This window comes from Pseudomonas sp. (genome assembly GCF_049653025.1).
Classification (GTDB): Bacteria; Pseudomonadota; Gammaproteobacteria; order Pseudomonadales; family Pseudomonadaceae; genus Aquipseudomonas.
This window is the reverse complement of sequence record NZ_JBASFM010000011.1, coordinates 13,887-27,451: the sequence shown is the minus strand read 5'-3', so window position 1 is coordinate 27,451 and position 13,565 is coordinate 13,887. Positions and strand designations below refer to the sequence as shown.

Sequence of the window (13,565 nt, the reverse complement as noted above, 5' to 3'; positions counted from 1 at the left end):
CTCGCCTGTTTTTGCCTGGTCCTGCCGGCCTCGCTTACGTTTTTCAACGGCCTGTTACCGCCGCCCCCGCCGAAAAGGTTGATCCTGCTCATGAGCCAAGCTCCCCTCGTTCTGGTTGACGGTTCTTCTTACCTTTACCGGGCCTTCCACGCGCTGCCGCCGCTGACCACCTCCAAGGGCTTGCCCACCGGCGCGGTCAAGGGTGTGCTGAACATGCTCAAGAGCCTGCGCAAGCAGTACCCGAAAAGCCCGTTTGCCGTGGTGTTCGATGCCAAGGGCGGCACCTTCCGCGACGAAATGTATGCCGACTACAAGGCCAACCGCCCGTCGATGCCGGATGAGCTGCGCGTGCAGGTCGAGCCGCTGCATGCCAGTGTCAAGGCCATGGGTTATCCGCTGCTGTGCGTCGAGGGCGTCGAGGCCGATGACGTAATCGGCACCCTGGCTCGCCAGTGCGCGGCCGAGGGGCGTGATGTGGTGATCTCCACCGGCGACAAGGACATGGCCCAGCTGGTTTGCCCGCACGTTACGCTGGTCAACACCATGACCGGTAGCGTCTATGACATCGATGGCGTGAAAGCGAAATTCGGTGTCGGTCCTGAGCTGATCATCGATTACCTGGCGCTGATGGGCGACAAGGTCGACAACATTCCCGGCGTGCCGGGCGTCGGTGAAAAGACCGCGCTGGGCCTGCTGGTCGGCGTCGGTGGCGGCCTGGATGTGCTCTACGCCAACCTCGATAAAGTGCCGGAACTGCCGATCCGCGGTGCCAAGACCCTGCCGGCCAAACTCGCCGAGCACAAGGACATGGCATACCTGTCCTACGCCCTGGCGACCATCAAGCTGGATGTGCCGCTGAATATCGCCATCGAGTCGCTGCATCCGGGCCAGATGGATGTACCTGCACTGGTCGAGCTCTACGCCGAGCTGGAATTCAAAACCTGGCGTGATGAACTGCTGCGCAGCAATCCGGCCCCGGCGGTCAAAGCCCCGGTCGCAGTGCCTGCCGGTGACTTGTTTGCTCTGGCTCCTAGCGCCAGTGCCGCCGCTTTAGTCGCGCCAGCTCCAGTGGCCGCTGATGCACCGACTGCCGACGCGGTTGTTGCCGAGTTGCCCGCCGCGGCCTCGTTGGGCGATTACCAGTGCATCCTCGATCAGGCGCAGTTCGATCAGTTGCTGGAGAAACTGCGCAACGCCGAGCTGATCGCTTTCGACACTGAAACCACCGGCCTGGATGCGCAGAAGGCCCAGTTGGTCGGCCTGTCCTTTGCGGTCAAGGCCGGCGAAGCGGCGTATATCCCGGTCGCGCATTCCTATATGGGTGTGCCGACTCAACTCGATCGCGATGCTGTGCTACAGGCGTTGAAGCCGATTCTCGAAGACCCGAACAAGGCCAAGGTCGGTCAGCACGCCAAGTACGACATCAATATCCTCGCCAATGCCAGCACGCCCATCGCGGTGCAGGGCGTGGCCTTTGACACCATGCTCGAATCCTATGTGCTGGATTCCACCGCCACCCGTCACGATATGGACAGCCTGGCGCTCAAGTACCTGGATCACAGCAATATCCGTTTCGAGGACATCGCCGGCAAAGGCACCAAGCAGCTGACCTTCGACCAGATCGATCTGGCCCAGGCCGCGCCCTATGCCGCCGAAGACGCCGACGTGACCCTGCGTCTGCACCAGCACCTGTGGGCCAAACTGTCGGCCGAGCCGAGCCTGGCCAAAGTGCTGCACGAGATTGAGATGCCGCTGGTGCCGGTGCTGGCGCGTATCGAACGCCAGGGCGCGCTGGTGGATGCCAACCTGCTCGGCCTGCAGAGCAACGAACTGGGTGAAAAGCTGGTGGCGTTGGAGCGCCAGGCCTTCGAGATTGCCGGCGAGGAATTCAACCTGGCCTCGCCCAAGCAGCTCGGGGTGATTCTCTACGAGAAACTCGGCCTGCCGATCATCAGCAAGACCGCCAAGGGCCAGGCATCGACCGCCGAAGCGGTGCTGGCCGAACTGGCCGAGCAGGACTTCGAGCTGCCCAAGGTGCTGATGCAGTACCGCACCCTGAGCAAGCTGAAGAGCACCTACACCGACCGCCTACCGGAGCAGATCAACCCGCGCACCGGGCGTATCCACACCAGCTACCACCAAGCGGTAGCCGCGACTGGGCGCTTGTCGTCCACCGACCCGAACCTGCAGAACATCCCGATCCGCACGGCCGAAGGGCGGCGTATTCGTCAGGCCTTCGTCGCGCCCAAGGGCTACAAGCTGCTGGCGGCGGACTACTCGCAGATCGAGCTGCGCATCATGGCGCACTTGGCCAAGGACGAGAGTTTGCTGGACGCCTTCCGCCATGGCCGCGATGTGCACAAGGCCACCGCTGCTGAGGTATTCGGCGTGCCGCTGGAAGAGGTCACCGGTGATCAGCGCCGCAGCGCCAAGGCGATCAACTTCGGCCTGATCTACGGCATGAGTGCCTTCGGCCTGGCCAAGCAGATCGGCTGCGACCGCAAGCAGGCGCAGGCCTATATCGACGTGTACTTCGCCCGTTACCCCAGCGTGCTGGCCTATATGGAGCGCACCCGCGAGCAGGCTTCCGAGCAGGGCTTTGTCGAGACCCTGTTCGGTCGTCGCTTGTACCTGCCGGATATCCACGCGAAGAACCAGGCCCTGCGCAAGGGGGCCGAACGCACGGCGATCAACGCGCCGATGCAGGGCACCGCGGCGGACATCATCAAGCGCGCCATGGTCGCGGTGGACAGCTGGCTGAGCGAGTCCGGCCTGGATGCCAAGGTCATCCTGCAGGTACACGACGAACTGGTACTGGAGGTGCGTGAGGATCTGGTCGAGCAGGTGAGCGAGCAGATCAAGCCACTGATGGGCAATGCCGCCGCGCTGGATGTGCCGCTGCTGGTCGAAGTGGGTGTGGGCGATAACTGGGATGAGGCACATTAATTTGCGCCCCTGTTTTTGGCTGCAGCGCCCGGATGGCGGGCGCTAAAGGCGCATGAGTATCAATACGACGCTGCTTATAACTAATTAATTACGCCTGGCCCTGAACTTTGTTTTGGCTTGAGCACTCAGAGCTTATGAACGGCTTAGACAGCCCTTCGATGCTCCTTTGTTGTGTTAAGTGTTGGCAGATTCTGGACCCCGCCCTAGCGGTTCAGACGTTGAACCCCGAACTTCCCTCCCCCATAAGAAGTTCGGGGTTTTTTTTATGTTCGCCATCCATGGCGACCACCCTTCGGGCCGCTGCTACGCAGCGTTAAAAATTGTTCCGGGCAATTTTTTGTTCCTGCGATTGCTGCAGTCTGGATCAGGCCTCGGTTTCTTCGTCATCCGGCAGGGCAAACTCGCCCAGCTGCATCCATTGCGCCAGCACTTCCTGGGCATCTTCGATGCCAATGCGCTTGGGCGCGGAGAACAACTGGATGCTGACGCGGTCGCCCCAGCGCTGCTGAATATCCTGACGCACCTTAAGCAACGTGGTTTTCGCCGCACCAAAGGCCAGCTTGTCGGCCTTGGTCAGGAGGATGTGCATGGGCATTTCGCTGGCGGCCGACCAGTCGAGCATCAGCACGTCGAACTCGGTCAGCGGTTTGCGGATATCCATCATCAGCATCAACCCGCGCAGGCACTCACGGCTGCCGAGATAGGCTTCCAGGTGTTTCTGCCAGTGCAGTTTCAGCGGGATCGGCACCTTGGCGTAGCCATAACCCGGCAGGTCGACCAGGCGGCGCTCTTCATCCAGCTTGAAGAAGTTGAGCAGCTGGGTGCGCCCTGGGGTCTTCGAGGTGCGCGCCAGGCTGGCGTGGGTCAGGGTGTTCAGGGCGCTGGATTTACCGGCGTTGGAACGCCCGGCAAAGGCCACTTCATGGCCGAAATCTTCAGGGCACTGGTCAACTTTGGCCGCGCTGATAAGGAAAGTAGCCTGTTGGCACAGACCGATAATTGGGTTCTTGGCTTGCATCTGGGTATCCGTGAGGGCGAGCGTAGGGTGGCGTTACAGGCGCGATGCCCTTGCGACATTTGCGCGCAGCCTGCCTGGCGGGGGTAGCGCGGCAAGCTGCGTCGTTTCCGTTTCAATGACGCCAGTATATAATGGCGCAGATTTTGTGTGCGCTTTCTCCCGCTGTTGGATAAGTGTTCACCGGAACGATTTAGATCATCTGCCCGTAGAAAGCAGGACGTTCCTCTCCCTGATGAGGTTGATCTGATGAAAAACTTGCTGATTGCAGCCAGTGTATTGATGCTGTCGTTGAGTGCTCAGGCTGCACAGGACCCAGAAGCCGTCTACGCGCGCGCTTGCGGCGTCTGTCATAACGGGCAGATCCCGACCGCGCCGCAGAAAGGCGACAAGGCCGCCTGGGAGCCGCGCCTGGCCAAAGGCACTGATGCCCTGGTGCTGAGTGTCACCAATGGTTTGGGCGCTATGCCGCCGCGTGGTTTGTGCATGGACTGCTCGGCCGAGGATTACCAAGCGGTCATCAAGTTGATGACCGAGTAAGCCCGGCTTATAAACTCTTTCTCTTAGCCGTAAATTGGATTAGCTGATGAACAAAGTACTCGTGAGTCTGCTGTTGACCCTGGGCATCACCGGCCTGGCACATGCCGCAGGCAATGCTGAAGCCGGCCAGGGTAAGGTTGTTGTGTGTGGCGCGTGCCATGGTGCCGACGGCAACAGCGCTGCCCCGAACTTTCCGAAGCTGGCTGGGCAAGGCGAGCGTTACTTGCTCAAGCAGCTGAAGGACATCAAATCCGGTAACCGCCAGGTGGTGGAAATGACCGGTCTGCTCGACAACCTCAGCGATGAAGACCTGGCGGACATCTCTGCTTACTTCGCCAGCCAGCAGATGGGCGTTGGCGCAGCTGATCCCAAGCTGGTCGCGCGCGGCGGTGAACTGTTCCGCGGCGGCAAGCTGACTGAAGGCATGCCGGCCTGCACCGGTTGCCATTCGCCGAACGGTGCCGGCCTGGATGCCGCAGGCTACCCGCAGCTGGGTGGTCAGCACGCAACCTACATCGCCAAGCAGCTGACTGACTTCCGCGAAGGCAACCGCACCAACGACGGCGACAACATGATCATGCGTTCGATTGCAGCCAAGCTGAGCAACAAGGACATCGAAGCGGTTTCCAGCTTTATCCAAGGCCTGCATTGATCGTGTAACACCACGACATGCAGTGATCGAAAAAGGGTGGCTTCGGCCACCCTTTTTCGTTCTGCGCATCGCTACAATGAGCGGAACCCGTCGGTGCCTCGCGAGTCGAACCCTGGTTCGTCATCCCGTACCGTTTATAGCCAAGGAGTCATGCATGCGTAACCTGATCCTCAGTGCCACTCTCGCCGCCGCCAGCCTGTTCGGCATGGCCGCGCAAGCCGAGCCGATCGAAGCCGGCAAGCAATACGTTGAACTGGGCAACCCGGTACCGGTTGCCAAACCCGGCAAGATCGAAGTGGTTGAGCTGTTCTGGTACGGCTGTGGACACTGCTATCAGTTCGAGTCGACCATCAATCCGTGGATCGAAACCCTGCCGGAAGACGTCAACTTCGTGCGCATCCCGGCCATGTTTGGCGGCATGTGGAACGTGCACGGGCAGATGTTTATCACCCTCGATGCGATGAAGGTCGAACCGCAGGTACACGCCGCGGTATTCGACGGTATCCACAAGCAGGGCAAGAAGCTCGCCACCCCGGAAGAAATGGCCGAGTTCCTCGCGGGCCAGGGCGTCGACAGTGCCAAGTTCCTCAGTACCTACAACTCCTTCGCGGTGAAGGGCATGGTCGAGAAGGCCAAGAAACTGGCCATGGCCTATCAGATCAGCGGCGTGCCGGTGATGATCGTCAACGGCAAATACCGTTTCGACATCAGCAGCTCGGGTGGCCCGCAGCAAGCCCTGCAAGTGGCCGACCAGCTGATCGCCAAAGAGCGCGCCGCGCAGTAAGCGGCCCGCGCGCGTATTGCGCAGATGCTCAGGCGCTGGCCGGCAAAACGCGCGGTTGACCTCTGTCACCCGCAGGTCAACCCGCGTTGCGCGCCGGCCGCCGACTGGCCTGAAGATGGCTGCCTGCGCCTGCTCAGCTTCAATATCCAGGTTGGCATCAGCACCCAGCGTTATCACCATTACCTGACCCGTAGCTGGCAGCACCTGCTGCCGCACGCCGGGCGTAGCGGCAACCTGCAGCGGATTGGCGACATGCTCGGCGACTTCGACCTGGTCGCGTTGCAAGAAGTCGACGGCGGCAGCCTGCGCTCCGGCTATATCAATCAGGTCGAACACCTCGCCCACCTCGGCGGCTTCCCGTTCTGGTACCAGCAACTCAATCGCAACCTCGGCCGCCTGGCTCAACACAGCAATGGCGTGCTCAGCCGACTGCGGCCGAACCTGCTGGAAGACCATCCGCTGCCTGGCCCGCCCGGGCGCGGGGCGATATTACTGCGTCTCGGCGCGGGTCCCGAGGCGATTGCCGTGGTGATGATGCACCTGTCGCTCGGCGCGCGAACCCGTACCCGTCAGCTGGCCTATATCCGCGAACTGCTCGGCGGCTATCGGCACATGGTGCTGATGGGCGACATGAATACCCACGCCAATGACCTGTTGCTGCATTCACCGCTGCGCGATCTTGGCCTGCTGGCCCCGCAGATCGAGGCCACCTTCCCCAGCTGGCGGCCGCAGCGCTGTCTCGACCACATTCTGCTCAGCCCCGGCCTGCAGCTGCAGCGCTGTGAAGTGCTGGCGCAGCCGATTTCCGACCATCTGCCGGTGGCGGTGCAGATTCGTCTACCCACTTCACTGTGCGTCCCTGCAACGCCTATGCTGATTGAGCCCTAAGTTTGGATCACCACCATGACCGATGATTCCCAGCGCTGGAAAAGCAAGTATCTGGAAAGCCTGGAACAGCAAGAGAAGCTTGAGCGCAGTTGGGATGCGCGGCTCGATTTGCTAAGGCGCGGCCTGGTGCGCAGCTCGCTGGCCGCCGAGGGCAGTGACAAGTCGGTCGACCAGTGCATGCAGGAATTGCGCGACATCCTGCGGCGTGACGATATCGATGCCGGCCTCTCGGCCTTGATCCCGCGGCTGGAAAAGGCTGTGCTGGATTCGGAAAAGCGCCGTCAGGACCGGGTTGCGCAGAACATCTCCGGGGTTACCAGCCTGACCGATCAGCTGCTTGCCCTGGAGCCGCCGCGCGAGGTGCGCAAGGCGCTCAAGCAGTTTGCCAAGCGCATCGAGGAGCGCGCCAGTCAGCCCCGTGAACTACCGGCCCTGCTGGGTGAACTGAGCAGCCTGCAACAGCAGGCCCTGGCTGCGCTCGAGGGTGGCGAGGCCGTGGTGCGCCCGGGCTTGCTGCAGCGTTTGTTTGGCGGCAAGGAGGTGGTGCCAGCCAGCCCGACCGGCAGCGAGCCAGCGCAGGCTGAGCTGCAACCCGCCGCCGCTGTCCAGCCCGCCAGCCCGCCACCTGCGGAGGCCGTGCTGGCGAACCTGGATCTTGAGGTGCCGCTGCCCGCTGTTGCAGCACCGTCGGTATCGCCGGCGGAACCTGTGGCCCAGGCCGTGCACGCGGTGCTGCCCGCCGCGTTGGCGGAGCCCGGGCCAGCGCCTGAAATTGCCACGCCGCCGCGGGTTGCCGACGATCCGGCCTACGCCCTGCCGGAAATTCCCGAGCCTGGTTACAGTGTCGTCGCGCCACATATCGGCGACAGCCTGATGGGCCTGCTCGACGAGCTGGAGCTGCCGGAGCGCCACCAGCCGCAGGGCGAGGCGTTGCGCCAGCGGGTGCAGGGCGGCTTGAACTGGTACGAGCTGGTATCGGTGCTGGACGACCTGGCCGTGCTGGTGCTGGCGGTGACCGACAGTGGTCAGCGCGAATTTGCCAGTTACCTGAAGCAGCTCAACGAGCGCCTGGCGTCGTTTCTCAATACCCTCAGCGAGGCGCACGAGGGTTACAGCGAGTCGGTGGAAAGCGCGCGCAGCTTTAACCAGGAGTTGCGTGAGCAGGTCAGCGGCTTGCAGGCCAGCGTGCAAGAGGCCGCCGACCTGCAGACCCTCAAGCAATCCCTCGAGGCGCGTCTGGATGGTTTGCTGAGTACCGTCAGCGAGCACCAGAAGCACCGCGATGGCCATGAGGAAGATGTCGCCAAGCGCCTGCAGAGCCTGACGCAGAAGGTTGCCGACATGGAGCAGGAGGCGCAGAGCTTCCGCGATCACCTCGAGGAGCAGCGGCAGAAAGCCCTGATCGATCCGCTCACCGGGCTGCCCAACCGCGCCGGCTGGAGCGAGCGCCTGGAGCTGGAGATGGCGCGCTGGAAGCGCTATGGCGGCGAACTGCTGCTGGCGGTGCTGGATATCGATCACTTCAAGCGCATCAACGACAACTACGGCCACCTGGCTGGCGACAAGGTGCTGAAGATCATCGCCGGTGAGTTGGCCAAACGGTTGCGCAAAACCGACTTTATCGCGCGTTTCGGCGGTGAGGAGTTCGTCCTGCTGATCCCGTCGACCCCTCTCGAAGGCGGGCTGCAATTGCTGCAAACCCTGCTCGATGGCGTCGAGCAGTGCCCGTTTCATTTCCGTGGCGAGCGCGTGACCATCACCCTGTCTGCCGGGCTGACGGCCTTTGCCAATGACGAGGACGGCGACAAGGTATTCGAGCGTGCCGATCAGGCGCTGTACCGCGCCAAGAGCGCTGGGCGCAACCGCGTCGAGCATGGCTAGCCGGGCCTTGCCGACCCGCCTGCGCCAGGCTCAGGCGACGTTGTGCAGATAGGGCTTCCAGTTCTCCGGAATGCTCTTCAGTTGCGGATAACCAAGGCTGCGCAAATGCCCGCCAGCGAGCAGGAACGGGGTGTGCCGCAGCGCCTGTGGTACGTCGCGTAGTTCCGGCAGCCAGAGGCTGACATAGCTGGCGTCGGGGTCGTATTCGCGGGCCTGGCGCAGGGCGTTGAACACCTGGCTGTGGCGTGGGTCCTTGCTCACGCCGGCCAGGTAGGCCCAGTTGCCCCAGTTGCTGGCCGGGTCGTAGTCGATCAGGTGTTCTTCGAACCAGGCCGCGCCGTGTCGCCAATCCTGTTGCAGGTCATTGATCAGGTAGCTGGCCGTCACCTGGCGACCGCGGTTGGACATAAAGCCGGTGGCGGACAGTTCGCGCATATTGGCGTCGACCAGCGGCATGCCGGTTCTGCCGCGGTACCAGTCCTGAAAGCGCTGATCGAGCAGCGTGGAGGCCTGCGCGGTGATCTTCAGGCCGCCGGCCTTGAACAGCGCGCTGCCATGGCGCAGCAGGGTCCAGCGGAAGAAATCGCGCCAGAGCATCTCGACCCATAGCCAGTAGGTGGAGTCATTGCGGGTGAACTGCGCCTCATGCCGGCGCAACTCGGCGACCACGCGGCGGGCGGACAGGCTGCCGTTGGCCAGCCAGGGCGAGAGCTTGGACGAATACTCGCTGCCGATCATGCCGTTGCGGGTGTCCTTGTACTGACGCACACCCTGGGTTTTCCACAAGTAATCACGCAGGCGGCCGAGGGCGGCGGTCTCGCCACCGGAGAACGGGAAGGCGCTGGCCGCTACGCTGAGCGGTTCGCCCAGGCCCAGCTGGGACAGGGTCGGCAAGGGCTGCATCAGCGCCAGCGCGCCATCGGGCAGGGCCGGCAGGCGTTCGGGGGCATGCCGCGGCTGGAACACCTGCAGGCGCTCTTCAACCTGGCTTCTGAAAGCGCTGAACACGTGGGGCAGTTGTTCCAGGCTAAACGGCAGCTCTTCCACGCGCAGCAGGTTGTTGGCCGGGGCTTGTAGCAGCGCTATATCGCCGAGGCGACGGGCCACGCGGGCCACCTGGGCACGCTCATCCGGGGCGATTTCCTCCAGGGTCAGCACCTGGTCCAGGTTGAACTGGGCCACCAGCTGGGCGATGGTCTGCTCGGCTGTGCCGATAATCACCAGCAGGTGCGAGCCGCGCTGGCGCAGTTCGCTTTCCAGCGCGACCAGGCTCTCCAGGAGGAAGCGCGCGCGGTGTACACCCATGCGGCGTGTGCCAAATTCGTTGAGTTGCAGCAGTGCGGGGTCCAGCACATACAGCGGCAGCAGGCACTCGGCCGTCAGGCCGGCCTGCAAGGCGGGGTGGTCGTCGAGGCGGAGATCCTGTTTGAACCACAGCAGCGCACGCATGGGTTGCCCTCCAATAGCTGTACAAAAACTCCTTTCTTGTACAGTTCAAGCTTAGCAGCGTCACCTCGCGCACGCCTCCAGCAGCAGACCGACGCAGCTGTTCTGCGGGATCAAAGGCGTTTTCTGCGCCGACAAGCACTAAACTCTGTTGATCTGTTGAGGAGTGCTACATGGACATTTTCGGCATCGCCGCATTGATCTTTCTGGTCACCGACCCGTTCGGCAATATCGCCATCTTTATCGCCGCGCTGAAAAACGTGCCGGCCAAGCGCCGCCTGTGGGTGGCCGGCCGCGAATTGCTGTTCGCCCTGGCTCTGCTGCTGTTGTTCCTCACCTTTGGTGACAAAGTGCTCAGCGCCCTCGGCCTGTCGCGGGAGGCAACCGCGATTGCCGGCGGTATCATCCTGTTTGTGATCGCCATGCGCCTGATCTTCCCCGGCCCGCAAGGGGTGCTCGGTGATGTACCCGATGGCGAGCCGATGCTGGTGCCGCTGGCCACGCCGGCCGTGGCCGGGCCGTCGGCCCTGGCGGTGTTGATGACCCTGCGCAATACCCATGACGGGCCGCTCTGGGAACTCTACGTCGCGGTGTTGCTGGCCTGGGCGGCGACCGCATTCATTCTGTTGCAGGCCTCGTTCCTGCAGCGTTTTCTCGGACCTCGCGGGTTGACCGCAGTGGAGCGGCTGATGGGCATGCTGTTGATCATGCTCAGCGTCGACATGCTGCTGGATAACCTGCAAAGCGTGTTGCATATCGCCCCATGAAAGTTTTTTGCCTCAGTGTTTTGCTGCTGTTGCTGGCCGGTTGCAGCAGCGGTCTACGGATCGACGACAGCCATATTGCCAGCGGACAAAACAGTCGGGTGCAGTACATCGTGCTGCACTACACCTCCACCGATCTGGCGCGTTCGCTGCAGTTGCTGACCGAGACCGAGGTGAGCAGCCACTACCTGATCGGTGAAGCGCCTGCGACCATCTACCGTCTGGTCGATGAAGACCGCCGCGCCTGGCACGCCGGCGACAGCCAGTGGCAGGGCCGCACCTGGCTCAACGGCACCACGATCGGTATCGAGCTGGTCAACCAGGGCTTTTCTGACGGCCCCAATGGTCGCACCTGGCAGCCCTATGCTCCGGCGCAGATCGACGCGCTGATCGTGCTGCTGAAAGACATCATGCAGCGCCATCAACTGCCCCCTGGCAGCATCCTCGGGCACAGTGATATCGCGCCGCAGCGCAAGGTCGACCCGGGCCCGCTGTTCCCCTGGCAGCGCCTGGCCGAGGCCGGCCTGCTGCCCTGGCCGGATGCCGACGCCGTGGCGCGCCAGCAGGCGCTGTTCGCCAGCAGTCTGCCCAGCGTGCAGTGGTTCCAGCAGCAGTTGGCGCGCCAGGGCTATACGGTGCCCAGCCATGGCGAGCTGGATCAGGCCACGCGCAATGTCATCGCCGCCTTCCAGATGAAGTACCGCCCGGCGCGCTATGACGGCGAGCCGGATACGCAGACGGCAGCGTTGCTGGTGGTGCTGGCCGGGATGGCTGCGCAGCACTGAAAAGCGCTGTTAGCGTTCTGTTAATTAACGACCGCCGGAGCAGCGTCTGCCTCGGCGGTTTTTTTATGCCGGCTCGTTGATTTTTAGACTGCTCATTCGGTAATCGTTCTGTAGACGCTCTTTTGTCTGAAAATGTATACAAAGTTGTAGCCAAGAGGCTTTTTGTTTGTCTACATTGTCCGGACAAGAACAAACAGCGAGTACCTCAGCATGACGACTTCACCTGTTACGCCGTCCTCCGCGCAGCGTCCGGAAGACGAAAACCTTGGTATCGGTGCCAACCTCGCCTATGGCCTGCAGCACGTACTGACCATGTATGGCGGCATCGTTGCCGTGCCGCTGATCATCGGCCAGGCGGCGGGTCTGTCGCCGGCGGATATCGGCCTGTTGATCGCCGCTTCATTGTTCGCCGGTGGCCTGGCGACCCTGCTGCAAACCATCGGCCTGCCATTCTTCGGCTGCCAACTACCACTGGTGCAGGGCGTGTCGTTCTCCGGGGTGGCGACCATGATCGCGATCATCGGCAGCGACGGAGCCGGCGGCATGCCGGCGGTGCTCGGCGCGGTGATTGCCGCCTCATTTATCGGGCTGTTGATCACCCCGGTGTTCTCGCGAATTACCAAGTTCTTCCCGCCGCTGGTGAATGGCATCGTCATCACCGTGATTGGCCTGACGCTGATGCCGGTCGCGGCGCGCTGGGCAATGGGTGGCAACAGCCAGGCGGCGGACTTCGGCAGCATGGACAATATCGGCCTGGCCGCGCTGACCCTGGTCACCGTGCTGCTGCTGAGCAAACTGGGCAGCGCCAGCATCTCGCGCCTGTCGATTCTGCTGGCCATGGTCATCGGCACCCTGGTGGCGGTAGCGCTGGGCATGGCGGATTTCTCCAAGGTGGCCGAGGGGCCAATGGTGGCATTCCCCAGCCCCTTCCACTTCGGCATGCCGACCTTCCACATCGCGGCCATCGTCTCGATGCTGATCGTGATCATCGTTACCCTGGTGGAAACCTCGGCGGACATCCTCGCGGTCGGTGACATCATCGAGACCAAGGTCGATTCCAAGCGCCTGGGCAATGGCCTGCGTGCCGACATGATCTCCAGCATGTTCGCGCCGATCTTCGGCTCGTTTACCCAGAGCGCGTTCGCCCAGAACGTCGGCCTGGTCGCCGTCACCGGGGTGAAGAGTCGCTATGTAGTGGCCTCGGCCGGCCTGATTCTGGTAACCCTCGGCCTGCTGCCGGTGATGGGTCGCCTGGTGGCCGCCGTGCCAACGGCGGTATTGGGTGGTGCAGGCGTGGTGTTGTTTGGCACCGTGGCCGCGAGCGGCATTCGCACCCTGTCCAAGGTCGACTACCGCAACAACATGAATCTGATCATCGTCGCCACCTCGATCGGCTTCGGCATGATCCCGATCGCCGCGCCAACCTTCTACCACCACTTCCCGGCCTGGTTCGAAACCATCTTCCACTCGGGCATCAGCTCGGCGGCGATCATGGCAATCCTGCTCAACCTGACGTTCAACCACCTCAAGGCGGGCAACTCGGATCAACAGTCGGTGTTTGTTGCGGGCAGCGACCGCACCCTGCGTTACCAGGATGTGGCCGGCTTGAGCGAGGGCGATTACTTCAAGGGCGGCAAGCTGTTCGACGCCGAGGGTAAGGAAGTACCGATCGTGGCTGAGGACGAGCATGCGCCGGCAAGCGTCAGGCCGCGCGCTACGGCGTCAGTCGCCGCCAGCCACGTCTAAGAGCCTGGCGCTGTCAATGCCCAATCGGCAGCGCCTGATGGAACGCGACAGGCTGTAGCGGCCCGCCACCAGCAGTGCCGCTGCAGTTTCGGGCCGCAGTGGCCACGAAGCCCCACCC

The 13,565-nt window shown here is 62.7% G+C and carries 11 protein-coding genes; 9 read left to right on the top strand and 2 right to left on the bottom strand.

What is annotated here, in order from left to right; translation table 11 throughout:
* The first annotated feature begins 90 nt into the window (after nt 1–90).
* Nucleotides 91–2,946 (top strand): DNA polymerase I, encoded by a 2,856-nt coding sequence (polA, locus tag WBK23_RS09560; protein WP_424483745.1) that lies wholly within the window; start codon nt 91–93, stop codon nt 2,944–2,946.
* Nucleotides 2,947–3,310: 364 nt separating this feature from the next.
* Here the strand turns inward: polA and yihA are convergent, their stop codons facing one another.
* Nucleotides 3,311–3,964 (bottom strand): ribosome biogenesis GTP-binding protein YihA/YsxC, encoded by a 654-nt coding sequence (yihA, locus tag WBK23_RS09555; RefSeq protein ID WP_424483744.1) that lies wholly within the window; start codon nt 3,962–3,964, stop codon nt 3,311–3,313.
* 246 nt (nt 3,965–4,210) lie between these two features.
* On the opposite strand from yihA, the gene WBK23_RS09550 reads away from it, so the two are divergent.
* The 5 genes from WBK23_RS09550 (at nt 4,211) to WBK23_RS09530 (ending at nt 8,706) form a co-directional block, all read left to right on the top strand.
* Complete coding sequence (locus WBK23_RS09550; protein WP_424483743.1) at nt 4,211–4,501, top strand: c-type cytochrome; 291 nt, start codon at nt 4,211–4,213, stop codon at nt 4,499–4,501.
* A gap of 46 nt (nt 4,502–4,547) precedes the next feature.
* The gene (locus WBK23_RS09545) at nt 4,548–5,153 is read left to right on the top strand and encodes a c-type cytochrome (RefSeq protein WP_424483742.1); all 606 of its coding nucleotides are present in this window, start codon (nt 4,548–4,550) and stop codon (nt 5,151–5,153) included.
* A gap of 154 nt (nt 5,154–5,307) precedes the next feature.
* Nucleotides 5,308–5,937 (top strand): thiol:disulfide interchange protein DsbA/DsbL, encoded by a 630-nt coding sequence (locus tag WBK23_RS09540; protein WP_424483741.1) that lies wholly within the window; start codon nt 5,308–5,310, stop codon nt 5,935–5,937.
* Between the two features lie 24 nt (nt 5,938–5,961).
* Nucleotides 5,962–6,825, top strand: a complete 864-nt coding sequence (locus WBK23_RS09535) for an endonuclease/exonuclease/phosphatase family protein (protein ID WP_424483740.1) — start codon at nt 5,962–5,964, stop codon at nt 6,823–6,825.
* 15 nt (nt 6,826–6,840) lie between these two features.
* Nucleotides 6,841–8,706, top strand: coding sequence for a diguanylate cyclase (locus tag WBK23_RS09530; RefSeq protein ID WP_424483739.1), 1,866 nt, complete (start codon nt 6,841–6,843; stop codon nt 8,704–8,706).
* A gap of 30 nt (nt 8,707–8,736) precedes the next feature.
* Here the strand turns inward: WBK23_RS09530 and WBK23_RS09525 are convergent, their stop codons facing one another.
* Complete coding sequence (locus tag WBK23_RS09525) at nt 8,737–10,155, bottom strand: DASH family cryptochrome (RefSeq protein WP_424483738.1); 1,419 nt, start codon at nt 10,153–10,155, stop codon at nt 8,737–8,739.
* A gap of 170 nt (nt 10,156–10,325) precedes the next feature.
* Between WBK23_RS09525 and WBK23_RS09520 the strand changes: the two genes are divergently transcribed.
* The 3 genes from WBK23_RS09520 to WBK23_RS09510 all read left to right on the top strand — a co-directional run bounded on the left by WBK23_RS09520 (nt 10,326) and on the right by WBK23_RS09510 (nt 13,447).
* Complete coding sequence (locus WBK23_RS09520) at nt 10,326–10,919, top strand: MarC family protein (protein WP_424483737.1); 594 nt, start codon at nt 10,326–10,328, stop codon at nt 10,917–10,919.
* Nucleotides 10,916–11,701, top strand: coding sequence for an N-acetylmuramoyl-L-alanine amidase (locus WBK23_RS09515; protein WP_424483736.1), 786 nt, complete (start codon nt 10,916–10,918; stop codon nt 11,699–11,701). Before WBK23_RS09520 ends, WBK23_RS09515 begins: the two co-directional genes overlap by 4 nt.
* Nucleotides 11,702–11,911: 210 nt before the next feature.
* Complete coding sequence (locus WBK23_RS09510) at nt 11,912–13,447, top strand: nucleobase:cation symporter-2 family protein (RefSeq protein ID WP_424483735.1); 1,536 nt, start codon at nt 11,912–11,914, stop codon at nt 13,445–13,447.
* The last annotated feature ends 118 nt before the right edge of the window (nt 13,448–13,565 follow it).

What these genes read in the sequence shown, in the direction of transcription:
- WBK23_RS09540 (WP_424483741.1), top strand. Translation starts at nt 5,308, where the DNA reads ATGCGTAACCTGATCCTCAGTGCCACTCTCGCCGCCGCCAGCCTGTTC.
- WBK23_RS09520 (WP_424483737.1), top strand. Translation starts at nt 10,326, where the DNA reads ATGGACATTTTCGGCATCGCCGCATTGATCTTTCTGGTCACCGACCCG.
- WBK23_RS09550 (WP_424483743.1), top strand. Translation starts at nt 4,211, where the DNA reads ATGAAAAACTTGCTGATTGCAGCCAGTGTATTGATGCTGTCGTTGAGT.
- polA (WP_424483745.1), top strand. Translation starts at nt 91, where the DNA reads ATGAGCCAAGCTCCCCTCGTTCTGGTTGACGGTTCTTCTTACCTTTAC.
- WBK23_RS09530 (WP_424483739.1), top strand. Translation starts at nt 6,841, where the DNA reads ATGACCGATGATTCCCAGCGCTGGAAAAGCAAGTATCTGGAAAGCCTG.
- WBK23_RS09510 (WP_424483735.1), top strand. Translation starts at nt 11,912, where the DNA reads ATGACGACTTCACCTGTTACGCCGTCCTCCGCGCAGCGTCCGGAAGAC.
- yihA (WP_424483744.1), bottom strand. Translation starts at nt 3,964, where the DNA reads ATGCAAGCCAAGAACCCAATTATCGGTCTGTGCCAACAGGCTACTTTC.
- WBK23_RS09535 (WP_424483740.1), top strand. Translation starts at nt 5,962, where the DNA reads ATGCTCAGGCGCTGGCCGGCAAAACGCGCGGTTGACCTCTGTCACCCG.
- WBK23_RS09545 (WP_424483742.1), top strand. Translation starts at nt 4,548, where the DNA reads ATGAACAAAGTACTCGTGAGTCTGCTGTTGACCCTGGGCATCACCGGC.
- WBK23_RS09525 (WP_424483738.1), bottom strand. Translation starts at nt 10,155, where the DNA reads ATGCGTGCGCTGCTGTGGTTCAAACAGGATCTCCGCCTCGACGACCAC.
- WBK23_RS09515 (WP_424483736.1), top strand. Translation starts at nt 10,916, where the DNA reads ATGAAAGTTTTTTGCCTCAGTGTTTTGCTGCTGTTGCTGGCCGGTTGC.